Annotated in this window: 15 protein-coding genes; 7 read left to right on the top strand and 8 right to left on the bottom strand. The window is 54.0% G+C overall.

Annotated elements, in window-relative coordinates; translation table 11 throughout:
- The first annotated feature begins 96 nt into the window (after positions 1-96).
- Positions 97-1680, top strand: coding sequence for a peptidoglycan DD-metalloendopeptidase family protein (locus tag Q0796_RS09350; protein ID WP_298442236.1), 1584 nt, complete (start codon positions 97-99; stop codon positions 1678-1680).
- A gap of 22 nt (positions 1681-1702) precedes the next feature.
- Here Q0796_RS09350 and Q0796_RS09345 read toward each other — a convergent pair whose 3' ends face one another.
- From Q0796_RS09345 to acs, 4 genes are all read right to left on the bottom strand, one after another.
- Positions 1703-3151: a VWA domain-containing protein gene (locus Q0796_RS09345; RefSeq protein ID WP_298442235.1), complete on the bottom strand. Its 1449-nt coding sequence runs from the start codon at positions 3149-3151 to the stop codon at positions 1703-1705.
- On the bottom strand, positions 3152-4750 hold the full coding sequence (locus Q0796_RS09340; protein WP_298442233.1) for an AAA family ATPase: 1599 nt from the start codon (positions 4748-4750) through the stop codon (positions 3152-3154). It lies immediately after the preceding gene.
- Between the two features lie 117 nt (positions 4751-4867).
- A complete protein-coding gene (locus Q0796_RS09335) occupies positions 4868-5461 on the bottom strand; it encodes a GNAT family N-acetyltransferase (protein WP_298442231.1) in 594 nt (197 codons plus the stop codon).
- 180 nt (positions 5462-5641) lie between these two features.
- Complete coding sequence (gene acs, locus Q0796_RS09330) at positions 5642-7597, bottom strand: acetate--CoA ligase (protein ID WP_298442229.1); 1956 nt, start codon at positions 7595-7597, stop codon at positions 5642-5644.
- Positions 7598-7759: 162 nt separating this feature from the next.
- Here acs and Q0796_RS09325 point away from each other — a divergent pair, with 162 nt between their 5' ends.
- On the top strand, positions 7760-11188 hold the full coding sequence (locus Q0796_RS09325; RefSeq protein ID WP_298442227.1) for a PAS domain-containing hybrid sensor histidine kinase/response regulator: 3429 nt from the start codon (positions 7760-7762) through the stop codon (positions 11186-11188).
- A gap of 81 nt (positions 11189-11269) precedes the next feature.
- Here Q0796_RS09325 and Q0796_RS09320 read toward each other — a convergent pair whose 3' ends face one another.
- From Q0796_RS09320 to Q0796_RS09310, 3 genes are all read right to left on the bottom strand, one after another.
- Entirely contained in the window at positions 11270-12286 is a 1017-nt protein-coding gene (locus Q0796_RS09320; RefSeq protein ID WP_298442226.1) for a GGDEF domain-containing protein, read from the bottom strand.
- Between the two features lie 140 nt (positions 12287-12426).
- Positions 12427-12822, bottom strand: coding sequence for a nuclear transport factor 2 family protein (locus tag Q0796_RS09315; RefSeq protein WP_298442224.1), 396 nt, complete (start codon positions 12820-12822; stop codon positions 12427-12429).
- Between the two features lie 169 nt (positions 12823-12991).
- On the bottom strand, positions 12992-14515 hold the full coding sequence (locus Q0796_RS09310) for an MFS transporter (RefSeq protein ID WP_298442222.1): 1524 nt from the start codon (positions 14513-14515) through the stop codon (positions 12992-12994).
- 537 nt (positions 14516-15052) lie between these two features.
- Between Q0796_RS09310 and Q0796_RS09305 the strand changes: the two genes are divergently transcribed.
- The 5 genes from Q0796_RS09305 to Q0796_RS09285 all read left to right on the top strand — a co-directional run bounded on the left by Q0796_RS09305 (position 15053) and on the right by Q0796_RS09285 (position 20257).
- Positions 15053-16057 carry a BMP family ABC transporter substrate-binding protein gene (locus tag Q0796_RS09305; RefSeq protein WP_298442271.1) on the top strand — a complete coding sequence of 335 codons (1005 nt, stop codon included), beginning with the start codon at positions 15053-15055 and terminating at the stop codon, positions 16055-16057.
- Between the two features lie 91 nt (positions 16058-16148).
- Complete coding sequence (locus Q0796_RS09300) at positions 16149-17720, top strand: ABC transporter ATP-binding protein (RefSeq protein ID WP_298442220.1); 1572 nt, start codon at positions 16149-16151, stop codon at positions 17718-17720.
- A complete protein-coding gene (locus Q0796_RS09295; RefSeq protein WP_298442218.1) occupies positions 17717-18853 on the top strand; it encodes an ABC transporter permease in 1137 nt (378 codons plus the stop codon). Before Q0796_RS09300 ends, Q0796_RS09295 begins: the two co-directional genes overlap by 4 nt.
- A gap of 3 nt (positions 18854-18856) precedes the next feature.
- Positions 18857-19822 (top strand): ABC transporter permease, encoded by a 966-nt coding sequence (locus Q0796_RS09290; protein ID WP_298442216.1) that lies wholly within the window; start codon positions 18857-18859, stop codon positions 19820-19822.
- A 204-nt stretch (positions 19823-20026) separates the two neighbouring features.
- Positions 20027-20257: a hypothetical protein gene (locus Q0796_RS09285; protein WP_298442214.1), complete on the top strand. Its 231-nt coding sequence runs from the start codon at positions 20027-20029 to the stop codon at positions 20255-20257.
- A 147-nt stretch (positions 20258-20404) separates the two neighbouring features.
- On the opposite strand, the gene Q0796_RS09280 is transcribed toward Q0796_RS09285, so the two are convergent.
- Entirely contained in the window at positions 20405-21052 is a 648-nt protein-coding gene (locus Q0796_RS09280) for a response regulator transcription factor (RefSeq protein WP_298442212.1), read from the bottom strand.
- Between the last annotated feature and the right edge of the window lie 91 nt (positions 21053-21143).

The raw sequence follows: 21143 nt of genomic DNA, 5'->3' as shown, positions 1-21143 counted from the left end.
AAGTGCGGCCAAGTTCAAAGAACCGCGGGCCAAAGTTGACGAGTTGATTACATTTCTGCATTTTAAACCCCATTTATTTCATCCGAGGTTGAAGCTTTGTTGCGTAATTGGCGGAAAACTCGACAGCAACGAGACATCTTCTCGACGGCAACCAAACGCCATCAGGCTCAAGCGCGGCGCTGGCAAGCAGCTAAAGCCCCGCTGTGGAGCCGGATCTTGCCGCGTACTGTCGCCAGCCAGCGATCTCTGCTGTGCTTATTGGTACTGGCTGGGTTGGGGTATCTATTTAGTCAACAAAGTGGGGTTGCCAGCCACGGCAATTCATCCTCGGCGACTCAACGCCAGAGTGTACCTTTACCTGGCACCGCAGCCGCCAACGGCAATTCGGTGACAAGGTTAACGGCCAAGCCTGTGGCAACGGAGCCGCAGCTGGCTACTGCGCCACCCCCTGATGGCAGCACTGAGCCAGATGAAGCGCGGCCAACGGTTGCCGCAATCGATGCGACCAATGCCGCGGCGGCAGAGTCGCTTGAATTAACGGCTCGCATCGATCTTGGCCCACAACACCGCTATCAGGTGCAATCTGGCGATACCCTTAGCGCCATCTTTGATCGCTTTAATTTAAGCCAAAAGCAGATGTATCAAGTGCTGGAAGCCGATTACTCGGTGCTGGCGCTGGATACCTTGATGCCAGGCAATCAACTGAACTTTTGGGTGGACGCCGAAGGCTTACTGACCAAATTCGAGATTGAATTCGATCGCAGCCATCAGGTGGTGTTTGCCAAAGCGCCGCAAGGGTTTGAAGTTAATGAAGTGTTGATCGACGGCCAGTGGCAGTCGCAAAGCATTGGCATCAATATCCAAGGCAGCTTTTCTCGTTCGGCGCAGCGCGCGGGCTTACGATCTGCGTTGGCAAATCAGATCCACACCATGTTTAAAGATAAGCTCGATTTTCGCCGGCGCTTACGTGCTGGGGATACCGTGCGGGTGTTACTGGAAAACCAAAGTATTGATGGCAACGCGACGGGCAACAGCCGTTTATTAGCGGTTGAATTTGAAGGCCGAAATTGGCAACACACCGCTTATCTGCACAGCGATGGCAACTATTACGATGCCGATGGCGCGAGCTTGGCCCGCGCCTTTATGCGCCACCCTTTTGCGAAGTCGTACCGCATCAGCTCTAAATACAATCCACGTCGATTGCACCCAGTAACCAAGCGCGTTTCGCCTCACAACGGCACCGATTACGCCGCTGGCCGTGGCACGCCCATTTTAGCTGCGGGTGATGGGGTGGTGAAGCGAGTGGAAAACCACCCGATTGCGGGGAAATACGTGGTGTTGCAGCACGGCGGTGAATACCGGACTCGTTACTTGCACATGTCACGCATTGATGTACGCAGAGGCCAAACCGTGGTGCGTGGCCAGAAGATCGGTGCGGTGGGATCGACGGGGCGCGTAACCGGCGCGCACCTGCATTACGAATTCCACATTCGTGGCCGTGCGGTGAACTCCCTTACCGCCAAGATCCCGATGGCGACGTCGGTAGAGAAACAAGATAAGCAGCAATTTTTGGCTCAGGTTTATCTGTATCAAACTCAGATGCAAGAGATGTTAGCCAAGCAAATGGGGGTTGAAGGCGGCAATGACGCGGGCGAAGTGATCGTGACCGTCGCCGACTAATACAAGCTCACCCTCAATGAGGTTACGCGGATCCCATCAGGGCTGGCGGAATCTCATCGAGGGGCAGCGCTTCTTGTTCGCAGCATTCAATGCTGCCGTTATCAGCATCGTAGTACCACTGCTTATCCAGATGTAAGTTGCTGGGTAGGGTGTCGCTGATCGCAGCGATTGCCAGCCCATAACAGCGGTTACCGCATTGCCGCTGCTGCGCCATCCTCTGGGCGTTTGCCTCAGAGAGTTCGGTCATCACAAAGTCAGACAGGATCACCAGATCCGCTTGTTGAAATTCACCCTGAGTCATCAGCGTTAAACCGTGATTGAGCGCGGGCTCAACATCGGTGCCCCCGCAAAACGATTGCCCTAAGAACGCCAATAATCCCGCCAACCCGTTTTTGTCATCCAGCTTAAGGGTGTCAATGTCGGTGGCGAAGTTGATCAGGTAACAATCGCGTTGTTGGGCATTGGCGGTGGCGGCCAAATAGAGCGTCACGGCTTTGGCGATCAATTCGGGCGTACCGCGCATGGATAAACTGGTATCCACGCAGAGGATCATCGGCCCCATGTTTTGCTCAACGGTAATGCTGTGGGGCTGCAGCACCATTTTGGTTTGCCATTCCGGCTGCCAGCCGCGCAGTTGGTAACTGAGCAGCTGCTGTTCGGCGTATTTTAGATCAAATAATTCAGCCAGCTGTGGTTCGCCAAGCAGCGCCAATTCACAGGGCAGGGCGTGGGCGATCTCTTGCCCGAGGGTCAGCCCAAACACTTCCTCTTTGGCGGGGGCGTGGGGCGTATTAACCCAACTCGATTGCGGCACCGCAATCATCTCTATCTGTTCACTGAAGGCCGGTTTTCGCTGCTTGCCGATCTCTATACACAGTTGCAGCAGCTGGGGTTGCTGTTGCAGGTAATGTGCCCACTGTTGCAGTTTGCCGACGTCGCTGGCTTGCAGATCGCCGCTGCTGAAATCGATAAGATCGCCGGGCTCAAGCCCCAGCGCATGAAAGTCTCGGCTTAAACTGGCCAACAGATCCAACCACTGTTGAAGCTGCAACCATTGCTGCTGACGAATTAATGTCAGCTGCTGCAGCTGCCACTGCGCTTGGCTTTGTTCAAACTGTTGCCGCCACTGTTGCAGCATTAACCGCCGCAACACCAAGTTGGCGCTGGCCTTGGTGGATAACAGTGCCAGCTGTTGCTGCCAAAAATGTTGGTTCGTGGGCAGTTGTCGTTGGCAAAGAAAAAGGTGGTAGTGCTGCCAATCGCGCTGTATTTGCGGCTTACTGGCTTGCTGTTGTGCCAGTTCCGCTTCGGCTTGTTGCAGGGGCACTTGCAGCGCAGCAAATGGGCTGTCTTGTGCTAATTGCTGCTGTGCCTGTTGCTCCAGTTGTTGCAATACCGTGCTTAACCGCGCTTGCAGCGCCGGTGATTGCGCCAACAGATCGCCATAGTGCTGCTGCAGCTGCGACAACATCTAATCTTGCCCCAGTGCTAACAAGGCATCGCAACGGAACAGATTCAGTTCAATGTCGGCGTATTGCTGCGCTAACGCGAGCTCAATTCGGGCGTTTGCGGCGGCGTCATTAAAGGGGTTTTGAGGCTGTGCCTGATAGTGCGTTTGGTACTGCTTGGCTTGCGCTAACGCTTGTTGCAACTGTTGCTGACACTGGCCAATGCGCTGGCGCAAGGCAGCGATGCTGCTGGCGTCTTGATCGCTGCGCGCGTCACCTTGTTGGTGCAGCACGGTGGGTTTAAAGGGTTTGACCGAATAGGCCGAGGTATCGAAATTGCCGTATTCGGCGTAACGGATCTGCATCAACCCCGCATCGCTGAACTGGCATTGGACGTTTTCCCGCAATGGCCCCAGTGGATCAAAAGGGTGGAACGGTCGACGGCTGTGCATCTGGCTTTGATGAACAAAAAAGTCGATGTAGATGGGCTCGCGGGCATCGTTGTTGTGGCGAGCTTGGGCTTTTACGTAGAAATAGCGGTCACGGGCTTCGATGGGGTGTTCGTTGTCGTTATCGAAGAAGTGCTGCTGTGGATAAAACGCTTGGGTGTCGTAGATGGTTTCGGCGTAAAACAGCGCTTGGTTCAGTTCACTGTCCCATTGGCTTAGCTGCTGGTAGCACTGGGCTAAATCGACGTTAGTAGGTGATGCCGTGGCAGCAATGGCTTGCTCGACCAGCTCAAACAGCAATGGTTGCTGTTGGTTGTTGCTCCATAAACAGTGGCGCAGCAACAGCAAATCGCTGTGATTGGTGTGGTTACGTCCGCAGCAATGGGCGCTGGCTTTGAGTAACTGCGCGGCTCGCTGCCAACGGCGATCAGACACATAGATCGCGTGTTCTGCACCCAACGCCGCGATGGCATCACGCAGGTGCTTGATGGCAAGCAAACTGTCGGGGCTGAGCTGCACCTGTTGCGCCTGTTGTTGCCACTGGCTGAGCTGGGCGCTGCTGATTTGATCGCTCGCGGCCAGTGTTATCTGGCTGGAAACCGGTGGCTGTTGCAACAGGGCTGCAAAGTTATCCCACTGCTCGGTCGGGTTAACCAATAACCGCGTTAAAAAGCGGTCGTACAGTGCTTCGAGCCCTTGTTCGGCTTGGGGGAGTTCGTTTGAAGCGGCGAGCAGCCCTTTCAGTGGCACATCGATAATGGCATCGCCATTGCGAAATTGGCGTTCGTTAATGATGGTTAGCAAGGTGTTGAGGATCGCGGGGCTGGATTTCCAGATCTCATCTAAAAACGCAAACTCGACGGCGGGCAGGTAGCCATCCACTTGGCGGACGTAGCGGTCTTGTTTTAGCGCCTGAATCGAGACCGGCCCAAACACCTCATCTGGGGTGCTAAAGCGGTTCATTAAACATTCGAAATAACGGCTATCGCTAAAGGCGGCGGCAATGCGCCGTGCGAGTAAACTTTTGGCGGTGCCCGGTGGCCCCAGCAGAAACGTGCTTTGGCCTGCCAAGGTGGTTAACAGTGCCACCGCTACAATGTCGCGGCGTTCGTGCAGGCCAGTGCCAATGGCATCAATTAAGCGTTCTATCTGAGCAAGGGGGGAAGAGGACATGGCCGCTCCAACAATGGGATCAGGGATTACCCGCATCATACGATCTCAATGTGCTGCTGCTGAGGGGCAGGGCAATGAGTTGTGGGGCTGATCACTAACTGACATTGAGCGCTGCAATTAAGCGCTTTGTTCTACGCCGTCGTAAGGGGGATTGGCGATGAAATCAGGCGCTGAGCGATTATCGATACTGACCATGTAATCGCCTTCCTCCCATAAAATTTGGCAGGGGTAGCCCAAACTTTTAAAGAGCCTTAGCATCGGTCCATTTTGAGGGTGCACGAGGGCAATGATTTCGGTCACTCCCCAAGCGCGAGCTTGTTCAATCATATTGGCCACCAGCAAACGCCCCAGCCCTTTACGCTGAAACTTATCCACCATCATGCACGACAGTTCGCCAACGGTTTCTTCTGGTTTGGTGCGGATGATGCGACCGGCGCCTGCAAGTTGATCGCCGTACATCACAATCAACGACAGATGAACGGAGAAATCGACGTTGGTATACCGCTGCACCTGCTTGAGGGTGGGCTTATCGATCACCCGCAAAAAGCGCATATAGAGTGACCGCCGCGACACCTCGGGATACAGCGCAACAATCGTGGCGGCATCGTCTGGGTGGGAGGCGCGAATGATCACTTCGGTGCCGTCGTTGGCTTCGGTGGTAATTGCCAGTTGCTGTGCTAGTGCTGCGGTTAAACGGTTGGGTACGGTCATAAGCCCTCCATCGCGTCCAGTATAGCGATCTCCGCTTGGCAGCCATATGGGCAGCGGCACATTTTGTTCATTAAATGGATGATTCCGGTAACTTTGTCGTCTATGCGCTGGTGAGCACGCGGGCAACAAAAAGGCCTGCATCGGCAGGCCTTAAGCAACGTTCCAGAGCGGTAAACGGGGTTATTCGCTGCTGCGGTTCATCCGTTGGGAAATTAAGCCGTCCAGTACCGCCGGATCCGCTAAGGTGCTGGAATCCCCTAAGGCGGCCACTTCATCGGCGGCGATTTTACGTAAGAAGCGGCGCATAATTTTGCCGGAACGGGTTTTTGGCAGCCCCGGTGCCCACTGCACCAGATCGGGCGAGGCCAAGGCGCCAATCTCATTGCGAACCCATTGCCGTATCGCTTGACGCAACTCTTCCGATTCTTCGGTACCGCTGTTTAGGGTCACGTAGGCGTAGATCCCTTGCCCTTTAATGTCGTGGGGGTAACCCACCACCGCAGCTTCGGCCACATCAGGGTGTGCCACCAGCGCCGATTCAATTTCGGCGGTGCCCAAACGGTGGCCAGAGACATTAATCACATCATCAACGCGGCCGGTGATCCAGTAATAACCGTCTTCGTCGCGGCGAGCGCCATCGCCGGTAAAGTACATGCCTCGGAAGGTTTTAAAGTAGGTTAAGACAAAGCGTTCGTGATCGCCGTACACGCTGCGCATCTGCCCAGGCCACGAATCTAAAATCACCAAGTTGCCTTCGCCCGCGCCTTCAATCAGGTTGCCCATGTTATCGACCAACGCCGGTTGCACCCCAAAGAAAGGCCGAGTGGCCGAACCTGGCTTGAGATCCGTAGCGCCAGGCAGAGGGCTGATCAGGATGCCTCCGGTTTCGGTTTGCCACCACGTATCCACAATCGGGCACTGCTCTTTGCCCACCACCTCGTGGTACCAGCGCCACGCTTCGGGGTTAATGGGTTCACCTACCGAACCCATGATCCGCAAGCTGCTGCCATCAAAGTCTTGGTAGTTGTCGGTGCCTTGTGCCATGAGAGCGCGGATAAGGGTGGGGGCGGTGTAGAGAATATTGACCTTATGGCGGTCGATCATCTCGCCCATGCGGCCGGTATCGGGCCAGTTCGGTACCCCTTCGTGCATCAGCACGGTGGCACCGTTAGCAAGCGGGCCGTACACCATGTAACTGTGGCCGGTGATCCAGCCCACATCGGCGGTACACCAATACACCTCATCGTCTCGGTAATCAAAGACGTATTCATGGGTCATTGAGGCATACACCATGTAGCCGCCGGTGCTGTGTAACACCCCTTTGGGTTTGCCGGTCGAGCCGGAGGTGTAAAGGATAAACAGTGGGTCTTCGGCGTTGTGTTCTTCAGCGGGGCAGTGCTCTGAAGCCACGTTCATCAGCTCGTGCCACCATACATCGCGGCCTTCAACGAAGTCGATGTGGGCGCCTGTGCGATTAAGCACAATCACTTTTTCGATGGTGGTGACATCCGCCGACTGCAGCGCTAAATCGATGTTGGCCTTCAGTGGAATGGCGCGGCCAGCACGCATGCCCTCATCTGCGGTGATCACCACACGGGATTGGCCATCAACGATGCGCGAAGCGATGGAATCGGGAGAGAAGCCACCAAAAATCACCGAGTGCACCGCACCAATGCGGGCACAGGCCAACATGGCCACGGCGGCTTCCGGCACCATCGGCATGTAGATGGTTACCACATCCCCTTTACGTACCCCTTGGCTACGCAGGGCGTTGGCGCACTGACAGACGGCAACGTGCAGTTCGCGGTAGCTGAGAGTGCGCTGCTCTGAGGCGTCGTCGCCTTCCCAGATGATGGCGGTTTTGTCGCCGCGCTGCTCTAAATGACGATCAACGCAGTTGTAAGCGGCATTAAGAGTGCCGTCGGAAAACCAGTTAATGAATAGGTTGTGATCGTCAAAAGAGACTTTCTTAATCTTGGTGAACGGTTTGAACCAGCTGATCCGCTGGCCATGTTCCCGCCAAAAGCCTTCAGGATTAACAATCGATTCCTGATACATTTTACGATACTGCTCGTCGTTCAATTTGCTGCTAGCGGCCAGTGCTTCGCTGACCGGATAGAGAGACTGCGTACTCATTAGGGTTTTCCCTCTCCTAACTAAAGATTCGATTTAAGTGTCGCAACCGCACTAAAGTGCAGCCATTAGACCATGGTCTATCGGCCAAACATGAATCATAACTGCTTGATCCATAATGGTAAGGTGGCACACTGAAAGCCGGATTTCGAGGTGAAATGTGTGATGGTTAGTTCATATGGAATTGTAACAATCGCGCTGGCTTACATCAGTTTACTGTTTCTGGTGGCATGGGCTGGAGAGCGATGGACTGGCAAAGGGATGCGCCGTTGGTTGCCCGCCATTTATGGGTTATCGCTGGCAGTATATTGTTCTAGCTGGAGTTTCCTTGGCACCGTGGGGCAAGCAGCCAGCAGCCCGTGGGCATTTTTGCCGATCTACGTAGGGCCAATACTGCTGTTTACCATCGGTTTTGGCTTTCTGCGGCGGGTGGTTACGGTGGCGAATGCCCAAAGCATCACCTCGGTGGCTGATTTTATCGCCGCGCGTTATGGCAAGTCACAACTGCTGGCGATTGTGGTTACCTTGGTGGCCACGCTGGGCTTAATGCCCTACATGGCACTGCAGTTAAAAGCGATGGTGGTGTCAATCAACCTGTTTCAAGGGGACTCACCAACGGATCACAGCTTGTTGGCGCTGGCCATTGCCATCACCTTAGCGTTGTTTGCCATCCTGTTTGGTACCCGTAAGCTTGACGCGACCGAGCATAACCCCGGCATGATCATGGCGGTGGCGTTTGAATCCGTTGTGAAATTATTGGCCTTTGTGGCCGTGGGCATGGTGGTGGTGTTTATCGCCTTTGATGGCCCCGCCGCGTTGTTGCGGCAAGCGCAAAATAGCGCCAGTTTGCCGCCGTTGCATCTGGATTTGCTTGATGTTGCCCCCGATACGTTGATTGCGATGGCGGCCTTTGTGGCCTTACCGCGAATGTTTCATGTGCTGGTGGTGGAAAACCAGCGCAGCAGCGATTTAGAGCGCAGCCGCTGGACGCTGCCCGCCTATTTAGTGCTGTTTTCGTTGTTCGTGATCCCGCTGGCCATTGCTGGGCGTTTATTGATTGGCGATGCCGCCAGCCCAGACACCTATGTGATCACCTTGCCACAACACCTGGGCATGGATTGGCTGGCGGTGGTGGCGTTGTTGGGCGCCATCTCTGCGGCAAGCTCGATGGTGATTGTTGCCGTGGTTACCATCGCCATCATGATCTCTAACGAATGGTTGATCCCAATCTTGCTGCGCAGTGGCAACATTCGTGGCAAAAACTTCAACCAATTCTCCGTTCGGTTATTGAACAGTCGCCGTATCATCATCGTGCTCACGCTGCTGGCGGCCTATGGGGCTTATCTGCAAGTAGGTAATGCCCCCAGTTTGGCTCGAATTGGCATGTTGTCATTCGGCGCCTTTGCCCAATTGGCGCCAGCGTTAATCGGTGCGGTGTATTGGCGTCATGGCCACCGCCATGGGGTAATGGCGGGCTTATTATTGGGGCTTGTTGGTTGGGCACTGGTGTTGGCCAAACCGGTATGGCCAGCGGCCGAATGGCCATTTTTGTGGTTTGGGCTGCACAGCGACATGAGCCAACTGGTGCTGGTGCTGGCGGTTAACACCATTATCTATTTGGCGGTATCAACCTTGGCGCGGCCTTCGGTAACGGATCGAGTGCAGGCGCGGATTTTTACCCAAAGCCAACGAGATAACCGCAGCGGAGAGCGCCGTCACGGCACCATTTCGCAACAAGATCTGTTGCTGTTAGTCAGTCGTTTTGTGGGCCCTGAGCGGGCATACCGCAGTTTTGCCCAGCTGTTTCCCAGCGCCATTGCGAGGGAAACGTGGAATAAAACCGCTGAGCAGAACATGGTGGAAACCGGCGAACGGTTGATTGCCTCTGTGCTGGGGGCTTCGTCGGCATCAACGGTGATGGACAGCGTTTTGCTTGGGCAAGATCTGGCGATTGATCAGGTGTTTAACTTGGTGGATGAGGCCAGCGCAAAAATCTTGTTAAGCCAAGATCAGATGCGCGGGGCGATTGAGCACGCGGCCGAGGGGATCAGCGTGGTGGACAGTGATTTGAATCTGGTGGCGTGGAACCGCACTTACGAACGCTTATTTGATTACCCCACGGAATTCTTAACCGCTGGCATGCCAGTGGCCGAGATCATTCGTTACAACGCCGAACTGGGCCGCTGTGGCGCGGGCGCGGTGGCGGATCATATCGCCAAACGGGTTGGTTTTATGAAGGCCGGCTCCGCCCACAAATCCGAGCGTCGTCGCGCCGATGGTCGAGTGATTCAGATGCAGGGCAACCCCATGCCCGATGGCGGCTTTGTGATGACCTTTTCTGACATCACCGAATTTCGGCGGCAGCAGCAGGCGTTAACTTTGGCCAATGAAACCTTGGAGCAACGGGTGGCTGAACGCACCCAAGAACTGACCGAGCTGAACCAACGGCTGCGTCGAGCCAAAGCCGCCGAAGAGCAGGCCAACCAGTCGAAAACGCGCTTTCTGGCCGCGGTTGGGCACGATTTGATGCAACCACTGAATGCGGCGCGGCTGTTTACGGCGTCGCTGCTGCAAGAGCAAGCGCGCAGTGAGGCCGAGCGAGCGACGTTAGCCAACATCGCTGGTTCATTGCGGGGGGCGGGTGAGATGCTGTCGGATCTGCTGGATATCTCCAAACTGGAAGCGGGCAACTTAGCGGTGAATCGCCGCGCCGTGACCTTAGCCAGCGTGCTGGAGCCGCTGGTGGTGGAGTTTGAGGCGATGGCGGGCAGCGCCGGATTGCGTTTTCGCCACCGCTTGATGGCCGCCAATGTCGACACCGATCCCAATCTCTTGCGCCGAGTGGTGCAAAATTTCTTAACGAATGCTCTGCGTTATACCGATCGAGGCACCATTTTGCTGGGCTGCCGTCGTCGCCAAGGCCAGATTGAAATCCAAGTGTGGGACAGTGGCTGTGGCATCGACGAGGCCGACATGGCGTTAATTTTTGCGGAATTTAAGCAAGTGGATGGGCCGCGCAGCAACAATGGTCTGGGCTTGGGGTTGGCCATTGCCGAACGCATCGCCAATGTGCTGCGTTATCCACTGCAGGCGCAATCGCAACTTGGCCAAGGCTCGATGTTTTCGGTTACGGTGCCGATCACCGATACGGTGGTGGCCCTCCCCAAACCTCGGGCGGTCTTAGCCAATCGAGCCACGCCGCTGGCCGGTGTGGTGGTGCTGTGCATCGATAACGAAGAAACCATCTTGGCGGGCCTTAGCAGCTTGTTAGAGCGGTGGCAGTGTCAGGTGATCACCGCCAGCAGCTTGGCCGATGCCAAGATGCGGCTTGGCTTTGCGGGGGTAGCCCCAGATATGATGCTGGCAGATTACCACCTGGATGATGGTTTAACGGGGCTGGATGCGATGATCGCGATTCGGGCCAGCTACGGCGATGAGTTACCGGGCATCTTGATCACCGCCGACACCCGCAAAGAGTTGGTCGAGCAAGTGGAAGGGCTGCAGTTTGGCTTTATGGCAAAGATGGTGAAACCGGCGGCGTTGAAAGCGATGATCTCGTCCATGGTGCGCCGTGCCCCAGAACGCAAGATCTGAAGCGGCAAGGGTGATCTCGTCGGTCGGTGAGGGCAGCCAGGTTTTTGGGCTAGCTGGCGTAAGAAAGGGCGTCGTGCCGATTTAGCCTTGTTCTTTAATGGTATTGCGGCCGTCGTTTTTGGCCAAGTACAACCGCCTGTCGGCGCAGCTGTATAACTCATGCAGTTGCTTACCATCGGTTGGCCACTGGGCTAAGCCGGCGCTGAAACTGGTGTGGATCTCAATGCCATCGTATTGGCATGGGGTGCTGCCCAGCTGTTGTTGCAGTACCGACACCAGGTGGCTGCTGCCTGCCAGTTCGGTTTCGGGCAACAATAAACAAAACTCTTCTCCGCCTAAACGAAATGGACAGTCGCTGCTGCGCGTGCCGTTGCGTAACAAGTTGGCGATGTGGATCAAGACGGCATCGCCAGCGGGGTGGCCATATTGGTCGTTCACCTGTTTGAAGTGATCAACATCAATCAGCACCAGCGTAAAGGGTTGTTGTTGGAGGGTGAGCTGCTCAATTTGATTGTTCAGCTGGCTGCGATTCAGCAGCTGGGTCATGGGATCATGCTCAGCTGAGGCGCGCAGCGATTGCATCATGCCCGAGCGTTGGCGTTCGTGAATGTGTTTTACCGCCCAAATGGTGCAATACAGCACCGCAAAGCTGGCGACATCGAGCCAAAAGATGTGGCTGGCACCAGTGAGTAGCATTTCGGTGGCAATGCCGCAAAACAGCACCACGTACACGGCGCTCAGCAACAGGGCGGTGCGGCTGCCCAGCAGTGGATAGGTGAATACCGGCACCAGAAAGCTCCACATCAATGGGCCGTTCATCGATATTGTTGAAGTAGCAAGGGCATACAGCTGAGTAAAGCCAAAGCCTAGCATCAGCAGGATCACCCACGGGCTTAGATTGCGGCTGTAACGGCTGATCTGCAACATAAGGATGCAGTAGAGCAGGGTGGCCAGTTCCACTAATGCCAAAGAGTAACGTTGGTTAACGATATTGACGTAAAAGAAGAACAAGTAGGTTAGGCACAAGATCCCGAGCAACACGCGCAGTATTGGCAGTCGGTGGCTGTGATCGCTGATTGCGTTGGAGTCGAAGTTCATCGCCTACAAATAATGGCTGGGGATACCACTAAATTTAGTTGGTTTTTGTAAAAAACTGGCAGGCGGGCTTCACCAATAGTGAGGAGAACAACGCCACCGCAGTGGCGTTATGCGCGCAGAAGCGCGCAAAAAAACGAGGATTAACTGGTTTGGGCGGCAAAGCGTTCAAGCATTTTTGCCATCTCTAGCTGCACTTGTTGCATCCCCTTAAGCGGACGCACCATCACTTTAAAGTCGGTGATTTTCCCCGCGTCGTCCCACTGGATCATATCAACGCCGTTGACTTGAATGCCGTTAAGCTCTAACTGAAACTCTAAAATGGTGTGGTTGCCCGACTGCACTTCGCGTACGTACTTGAAGCTGTCGTTCAGCAGCACCATAAAGGCGGCGCTTAAGTAGCGCTGTACCATCGCTTTACCCTGCTGCGGCTTATGCACTACCGGAGAGTGAAACACCGAGTTCTCGGCCAGTAAGTCGTCTAAAGCCGCCACATTACGGTTGGCGATCATTTGGTGCCAATATTCAGTTCGATTCATGTCACAGTCCTTTGTTATTGGTTAATCAATAACCTGCCAGAGAAAGCCGCGATGGGCTAGTGCTTTTGCTCTTAAACCGCTAAGCATAAAAAAAGCCACTTAAACAGTGGCTTAATCTCTTTCAATGCCGCTTAGGGGGTAAGTGGCTGCTTAGGCGGGAATCACCCACTCAGTGTTGACTCTGCAAGCGTTGGTACCACATGCCGTAGAACATGATCCCCAGTGCAGAGAAGCTGCCAATGGCGCCAATCAGATACCAAGCAAAGCCGATATTGTGCATCTGATACAGCTGCTGAGTGAGCTGCTGCGGTGCGTCGCCGGTTAAAGCAACCAAACGGGTAAAGGCTTCGCCGGTGGGGATGGTGGCAAGATCGACCCCTTTTTCGGCCAGCATCTGCAGCGAGAAAGTCTCTTTCGAGGCGTACAGCTCATACAGCCGTGGCCCCCAGTAGCCTTCTAAGCCCCAACCAATGCCCTGCGGCAGCATCACAAAGCCGAGGTACATCGCCTTTTTCCCGTGCGGCGCAATGTTGCCCATGAATTCATTTTTCTTGGGGCTGATCATCATCTCGCCCAAGCTGAAGAGGGCGATGGCGAACACGATGGCCCAAGCGAAGTTGGAGGAGCCGATGATGAAAAAGGCCACAATTGAAGCAATGGCACCGGCGAGCATGGCGTGCATGATGCGGAATTTCGCGGTTAATGCGGCGATCAAAAAGCAGCTGGTCATGATCATGCCGGCATTGAGGTTAAGCATCCCCTCTGGCATCACCTTGGTGCCAGAGTTATCAAGCCCTAACCAAAATTGAGCAAAGCCGTTTTGGGTGCCTTGGGGGCCAAACAGATCGTTCACGATCACGCTGGTGTCGACCCATTCGGCGATGTGAACCGGTAACACATCAAACAGGGCGTTAAATAGGAACCAGAAACCAGAAAAGACAATCATGTACCAGAAAACGATGGGCTTTTTCAGCTCGGCCAGTGCGTCTTTCCACAGCGCTTGTTGGTTCTCTTCGCCGGAGGCCACTCGAGCTTGGCGGGCTAGGCGTTCTTCTTTGCCGGGCTCTTTGTAAGCCAGCAGCATAATGAAGTTAAGTGAGATAATCGCGGCACAGGCAAAGAACACGTTTTCCCACGCCAACTGGCGCAGGTGTACCGCCATCAGCGGCCCTAAGAAACCGCCAATATTCACCGTTTGATAGAAGATCCCCCAGGCCATGGAGGCGTTCTCTTTTTTGGTGGCCAACACCAAGGTGCCCTGGATCCCCGGTTTGAAGATACCGGTACCAATGGCCAGCAATACGGCACCAGCCATAAAGCCGTAAAAGCTTGGGAAGAATGCCATCACCAGATAGCCAGCGATCTTTAACACGGTTGACGCAAAGATGGTTTCTTTATAGCCAACCCGATCTGAGATCCCACCAGTGAGCACCGGCACAAAGGTTTGCAGCAATGCCCAGATCATCAAGATGATGCCGAAGTCACCCATGGTGATCCCCAAGCCCCCTTCAGAGGCGGGGGCCTTGGCATACAACGCGGCGCTGCTTTTGATGCCGTAATAGGCAAAACGTTCGATCAGCTCCATGCCGCCGACCAGCCAAAAAACATAACTGAGGCTCGCGATAGAAGCCCACAATCCCAATTGTTTTACTTCACGCAGGTCGTTGCCGGCGTGAGTTTGCGTCCCTGTCATAGCTTGGTTGCACTGTTGTTAGAATTTGGCGCTCAAAATACCGTACTTTTAAGCCTCTGGGAACGTTGCACTGGCCGTTTCGATGAGAAAGTGTACTGCAACGGTTAATTGATGCACCTTGCGGGCGGGTCGCAGTGACGACCGAAAGTAACTGCCGTCCGGTTATGGTCGTGTTAATTGGTTGTAATTCGCGACCGTTTTTATTTAAGCTGGGTTCAAGCATGATTCATGAACAGTGTGTTCTGTTCGTATTTTTCTAAATGACTGAAAATATATGAAACTTTGTCGCCTGCGACTGCTTTATTTTCGTAATTTTTCTACATTTGTTGATATTTTGCACACTGAAGAATGTTACACGCCTGAGTGACTTTTCAGCACTTGTTGGTTTTATTGAGTTGTTTGTGTGACTTCGGTCACATTGATGTTTTCTTCTCACAAGTGCCGCTTGATCACTGTCGGTTCACGTTATATCCGTGGACGTGCCATTCCCCGTAATGGGGAAATAAATAAGAAAATTACTACAACGAGAGATCAATGATGAAAAAAGCGCTCGCTTCAACTGCTGTGGCAGTTTCACTGGCCTTGACTTCATTTGCTGCCGCGGCAGCAGACTTCAAACCAGCTGTGGCCTACGATACTGCTGGCAAACACGATAAATCGTTTAACCAAGCGGTTTATGAGAACGGCGTAACTGCGTTTAAGAAAGACAAAGGCGTTAAAGTAAAAGAGTACACGCCATCCAACGATACCCAGCGCGAGCAGGGGTTGGAGAAGTTGGCAAAACGCAACTACTCCCCAATCGTGGTGGTTGGTTTTAACTACGCTGCCGCACTGAGCAAAGTTGCCCCTAAGTTCCCAGAAACTGACTTCGTGATTATCGATTCTGTGGTGGATATGCCAAACGTTAAATCGTTGGTGTTCGCTGAGCACGAAGGGTCGTTCCTGGTGGGCGCTTTAGCGGCCATGAAGTCTGAAACCAACACCGTTGGTTTTGTTGGCGGTATGGATATCCCACTGATCCGCAAGTTCTCTTGTGGTTACGAACAGGGCGCTAAGTACGTTGCCAAAGACGCAACCGTACTGTCTAACATGACCGGTTCTACGCCTTCAGCTTTTGCTGATCCAGTGCGTGGTGCTGAACTGGCTAAGTCGCAGTTCTCTCGTAACGCGGATGTGGTATTTGCCGCCGCTGGTGGTACCGGTAACGGCGTTTACCAAGCTGCAAAAGACGAAGGCAAGCTGGCGATCGGTGTCGATTCAAACCAAAACCACCTGCACCCAGGCGTTATGCTGACCTCAATGGTTAAGCGTGTCGGTTTCACCACTTACAAAGTATTTGAAGAGTACCAAGCGGGTAACTTTAAAGCTGGGATCCAGCCTAATGGGCTGAGCAACGGCGGCATCACCTGGGCACTGGACAAGTACAACCGTGATCTGGTTAGCGCCGATCAGGAAGCCAAAGTGAACGCCATCGCCAACAAGATCATCGCTGGCGAAATCATGGTGCACGACTACATGGCCGACAGCACCTGTAACTACTAATTCGCCCTGAATTAGCGCTCGATTCAAGTCTCACCAAGCCACGCTTGGTGGGGCTTTGCCCCAAAGTGTTACCCGCATAGCGAGAAAATCAATGGTTCAAGCCTCGAACACGCCACGTATGGCGTTGGAACTGCGTGGGATCGATAAACGGTTTGGTGATGTGCATGCCAACAGTGACATCAATCTGAAAGTTCCAGCCGGTACGGTCCACGGCATCATCGGTGAAAACGGTGCCGGTAAATCAACTCTGATGAACATCATCTACGGCTTTTATGAAGCCGACCAAGGCGAGATCTTGGTGGATGAACAGCGTTGTAACATCAGCACCTCTAAAGCCGCGATTGCCGCTGGCATCGGCATGGTGCACCAGCACTTTATGTTGGTCGACAACTTCACCGTGTTAGAAAACGTGGTATTGGGTGCTGAGGAAGGCGCCATGTTGAATGTCAGCCTACGCAAAGCGCGTAAAGAGCTGCAGCGACTGGCGGACGAATATCAGTTGAAGGTGCCATTGGACGCCACCATTGAAGAGCTGTCTGTGGGGCTGCAACAACGGGTGGAGATCTTAAAAGCGTTGTACCGTGGTGCCAAGGTGTTGATCCTTGATGAGCCAACCGGGGTACTGACGCCACAAGAAACCGATCACCTCTTTAAAATTTTGGATGCCTTGCGTCAGCAAGGGGTCACCATCTTATTAATTACCCACAAGCTGCGTGAAATTTTGGCGGTAACAGACAATGTGTCGGTTATGCGCCAAGGGCAGATGGTGGGCCACGTGAAAACCAGCGAAACCAGCAAGGAACACCTAGCCGAACTGATGGTTGGCCGTAAGGTGCGCCTGAAAGTAGAGAAGCAAGCCGCTGCCCCGCAGCAGGTGTTGATGTCAGCCAAGGGCTTGACCTACACCGACAGCCGCGGCGTCGACATGCTGAAAGCGGTCGACCTTGAAGTGAAAGCCGGTGAAGTGGTTGGCATTGCTGGGGTGTCTGGCAATGGTCAGTCTGAGCTGATGGAAGTGTTTGCGGGGATCTTAACCCCCAGCAAAGGTCAGGTGCAGATTGGCCAGCACACCATTACCGCAGAGCAGCCTTCGGATCCGAAATCGGTACGCGCAATGGGCGTCGGCCACGTGCCGGAAGATCGCTTGTCGATGGGGCTGATCAAAAGTTTCAGCGCCGAAGAATCGGCCATGCTCGGTTTTCACGAACAAGCGCAATACAACGGTTCGGTCTTCAACAAGCCGGCGGTGATCACCGCTAAGTGTGCCGAGTTGATGGAGGAATGGGATGTGCGCCCACGCAACCCTAAGTTGCGCAGCTCGCTGTTCTCCGGTGGTAACCAGCAGAAGCTGATTATTGCCCGCGAAGTGGATCAAGATCCCGATGTGCTGATGATTGGTCAGCCAACCCGAGGGGTTGATATTGGTGCCATTGAATATATCCATAAACGCATTATTGATATGCGCGATCAAAACAAAGGCGTGTTGTTGGTGTCGGTTGAACTGGATGAAATCTTGGCGTTATCGGATCGGATTGTGGTGATGTTTGACGGCAACATCGTTGGTGAAGTACCAGCAGATCAGGCCAACGAACGGATCCTCGGCATGATGATGGCCAACGTGATCCCAGATGAATTACAACAACACGCAGGAGAGTCCCTGTGAACAATAATAATCTTCCTACTTGGATCAACGTGCTGCTGTTGCCGCTGTTGAACATTGTGTTGGCGTTTGCGGTAACCGCGGTGGTGTTTGTTGCCGTTGATGTGGATCCGGTCGAAGCGGCTAAGTTGATCATTGAAGGGGCCTTTGGCTACCAAGAAGGGATCGGCTACACCCTCTACTACGCCACAAACTTCATCTTTACCGGCTTAGCCGTTGCGATCGCCTTTTCCGCGGGTCTGTTTAACATTGGCGGCGAAGGTCAGGCTTACATTGGCGGCTTAGGCACCGGTTTGGTCTGTTTGGCGCTCGACGCCACCATGCCGTTTTACGTGCTGTTGCCCCTGTCGATGTTAGGCGGGGTGTTGTTTGGGGCCTTATGGGCGCTGATCCCAGCCTACTTGCAGGCATATCGTGGCAGCCACGTGGTGATCACCACCATCATGTTTAACTTCATTGCCTCGTCGTTGATGGTGTACTTGATGGTTAACGTGCTGAAAGAAGAAGGGCAGATGTCCACGGTGTCGCGCATGCTTGGTGACAGCGCCCACCTGCCATTTATCCATGAAATGTTGGCCAGCATCGGCATTAGCTTTGACGCCAGCCCGTTGAATTTCTCCTTTATTTTGGCGTTGTTGGCACTGGTATTTGTATGGGCGCTGTTGTGGCGCACCCGCTGGGGCTTTGCCATTCGTGCCTTGGGCGCCAGCCCAAGCGCAACCAACTATGGCGGCATTAATCCGAAACGATTGACGGTGATTGTGATGCTGATCTCCGGTGGCATGGCGGGCTTACTGGGCATGAACGAAGTCACTGGCTACAGCCACCAACTGCGATTGGACTTTGTGGCAGGTTACGGCTTTACCGGCATTGCGGTGGCCTTGATTGGCCGCGGTCATCCTATCGGCATTCTGTTTGCTTCAATCCTGTTCGGGGTGTTGTTTCAAGGCGGCAACGAACTGGCGTTTGAATACGACAACATTGAGCGAGAAATGGTGGTGGTAGTGCAATCACTGGTGGTGTTGTTCTCTGGGGCGTTGTCGCTGATGCTGGTGAATCCCGTATCGAAAATTTACCACGCCATCAAAGAACGCAGTGCTCGTAACGAGCAAGCGTCCGCAGTGAAGGAGGCATAAAGCATGTTTGATACCATTATTTTGTTGCTGGACTCCACCTTACGGATCTCCACCCCATTACTGCTGCTGGCGTTAGCGGGGCTGTTTTCAGAGCGTTCTGGGGTGGTTAACATCGCCTTGGAAGGAAAGCTATTGGCATCGGCCTTTGCCGCTGCCGCCACCGCGTACTGGTGTGACAGCGTTTGGATGGGCTTGCTGGCAGGCATGGTGGTTGGGGTGATCACCTCAATGATCCACGGTTTTGCTTCCATCACCCATAAAGGCGATCAGATTGTCTCTGGTACGGCCATCAATATGCTGGCCGCCGGTTTAACCGTGGCCCTTGGGCGCTACTGGTTTGAGATGGGCGGGCAAACGCCGTCGTTGGTGGGCGAACAGCGCTTTACCGGCATCACCTTACCGTTTGCGGATGCGTTAGCGGATGTGCCGCTGCTGGGCAGCATCTACTCCACCTTGCTGTCGGGCCATAACTTGCTGGTGTACACCGCCTTTGCGTTAGTGCCGCTGTCTTGGTGGGTTTTGCAACGTACCCGTTTTGGCTTACGTTTGCGGGCGGTGGGGGAAAACCCGCATTCGGTGGACACCGCCGGTATCTCGGTGACTTGGCTGCGTTACCGTGCCTTGATCATTGCGGGCATGTTGGCGGGGATCGCCGGGGCTTACTTATCAACGGCCCATGCGGCGGGTTTTGTACCGAACATGAGCGCCGGTAAGGGCTTTATCGCCCTGGCGGCGTTGATCTTCGGTAAATGGCGTCCGCTCACTGTGATGTTGGGTTGTTTACTGTTTGGTTTGCTGGATGCGTTGGCAGTACGCCTGCAAGGGGTAGAACTGCCTCTTATCGGCGAAGTGCCAGTACAGGCGATCGAAGTGCTGCCGTACGTGTTAACGGTGTTGTTGCTGGCGGGCTTTATTGGCAAAGCCGTAGGGCCGAAAGCCGTAGGCACCCCGTATGAGAAGAGCCGTTAATGCGGATGCCTTAATGGCTGAGTAATGTTACGGTAAGAAAACAAGGAGGCTTCGGCCTCCTTTGTTGTGTCTGGGCTTCACGGTTAAGGGTGGCTTTGTAGTGGTCAACTCAATTTGTTGAATCAGTAAATGTGAATAAAATTAGCCACTTTTCAACTTGGTTGCGTTTACCTCCTCGATAATAACAATCAAGGGAAAGAACCGATGAGCCAATGTGAACCGACCCAGATGTTTGATGTTAATACTCGCCTAATTGAAGCGTTGCATCAGCGCCAGCTTAACCGTAATTCCTCTTTGGTGTTTCAACCGCTGGAAGCACTGTGGTGTGCCGATATCACTCAGCAGGCGCAGCAAGAGGGCAGCTTGAGTTATCAGACCGTACGACGCTTGGCTAAGTGTTATGCGGTGCCCCTAAGCGTGTTACTGGCAAGCTAAAGCGGGAAGGCAGCCTAACTGAGTTGTGGCTGAGGTTTATGACTAACGATTCATAAAAACAGTGAACACCCACACAATGCCAAAACCACAACGCCGCGACGATCGTCGCGGCGTTGTCGTGTCTATCGCTGGGGGCGGTTGCGGCGCTTACAGCGCTTTTCTTTCCATCTCTAAGCCTTGCAGGGCAATCACCGCTTGGGTGCGATTGCGTACCCCCAATTTACGGAAGATGGCGGTGGCGTGGGCTTTAATGGTGGCTTCAGAAACGTCTAAGTCGTAAGCGATCTGCTTGTTCAGCAGCCCTTCTGCAAACATTTGCAGCACCTTGTACTGCTGCGGCGTTAACTCCGCCACACGGCTGCCGATGTCGTCTTCTTCAATGGTGAGATCGGCTTCTGACAGATGGGCTGGAATGTAGGTTTCACCGGCTAAGACCAGATTGATGGCGGCGGCAAATTCACTGGGCGCGGCCGATTTAGGGATAAAGCCCTGCCCATCGTAATGTAAGGTTTTGCTGATGGTCGTGTTGTCTTCGTGGGCGGAGATCACCACCACCGGGACGGCAGGGTAGTGGCTGCGCAGGTGAATTAGGGTGGAATAACCACGGCTGCCGGGCATTTCCAAATCCAGCAGCACCAGATCAACGCTTTGTTGGGCTAGCAGTTGATCAAGGGAGTCGGCGCTGTCGGCTTCAAGCCAGTGGGCGCCCATCTGGCTACTGAGTGCTTGTTTCAGTGCACTGCGAAACAGAGGGTGATCGTCGGCAATGACGATATTAAGAGTCGAGTCGTCCATGGTTCGGTCTTTAATAAAGGCGGGTTAATGCCCTCTATCAGAAACTAAAATTGGACAAAAGTCACCCCAACGATTAGTCGGGGTGAAGAAA

Origin of the sequence: uncultured Ferrimonas sp., assembly GCF_947489035.1 — a bacterium.
Taxonomy (GTDB): Bacteria; Pseudomonadota; Gammaproteobacteria; order Enterobacterales; family Shewanellaceae; genus Ferrimonas.
This window is presented reverse-complemented; position numbering and strand designations above follow the sequence as displayed.

Bases quoted from the DNA above. Each gene is read 5' to 3' on its own strand.
- Q0796_RS09345 (WP_298442235.1), bottom strand. From the start codon at position 3,151: ATGTTGTCGCAGCTGCAGCAGCACTATGGCGATCTGTTGGCGCAATCA.
- Q0796_RS09340 (WP_298442233.1), bottom strand. From the start codon at position 4,750: ATGTCCTCTTCCCCCCTTGCTCAGATAGAACGCTTAATTGATGCCATT.
- Q0796_RS09335 (WP_298442231.1), bottom strand. From the start codon at position 5,461: ATGACCGTACCCAACCGTTTAACCGCAGCACTAGCACAGCAACTGGCA.
- acs (WP_298442229.1), bottom strand. From the start codon at position 7,597: ATGAGTACGCAGTCTCTCTATCCGGTCAGCGAAGCACTGGCCGCTAGC.
- Q0796_RS09325 (WP_298442227.1), top strand. From the start codon at position 7,760: ATGGTTAGTTCATATGGAATTGTAACAATCGCGCTGGCTTACATCAGT.
- Q0796_RS09320 (WP_298442226.1), bottom strand. From the start codon at position 12,286: ATGAACTTCGACTCCAACGCAATCAGCGATCACAGCCACCGACTGCCA.
- Q0796_RS09315 (WP_298442224.1), bottom strand. From the start codon at position 12,822: ATGAATCGAACTGAATATTGGCACCAAATGATCGCCAACCGTAATGTG.
- Q0796_RS09310 (WP_298442222.1), bottom strand. From the start codon at position 14,515: ATGACAGGGACGCAAACTCACGCCGGCAACGACCTGCGTGAAGTAAAA.
- Q0796_RS09305 (WP_298442271.1), top strand. From the start codon at position 15,053: ATGAAAAAAGCGCTCGCTTCAACTGCTGTGGCAGTTTCACTGGCCTTG.
- Q0796_RS09300 (WP_298442220.1), top strand. From the start codon at position 16,149: ATGGTTCAAGCCTCGAACACGCCACGTATGGCGTTGGAACTGCGTGGG.
- Q0796_RS09290 (WP_298442216.1), top strand. From the start codon at position 18,857: ATGTTTGATACCATTATTTTGTTGCTGGACTCCACCTTACGGATCTCC.
- Q0796_RS09285 (WP_298442214.1), top strand. From the start codon at position 20,027: ATGAGCCAATGTGAACCGACCCAGATGTTTGATGTTAATACTCGCCTA.
- Q0796_RS09280 (WP_298442212.1), bottom strand. From the start codon at position 21,052: ATGGACGACTCGACTCTTAATATCGTCATTGCCGACGATCACCCTCTG.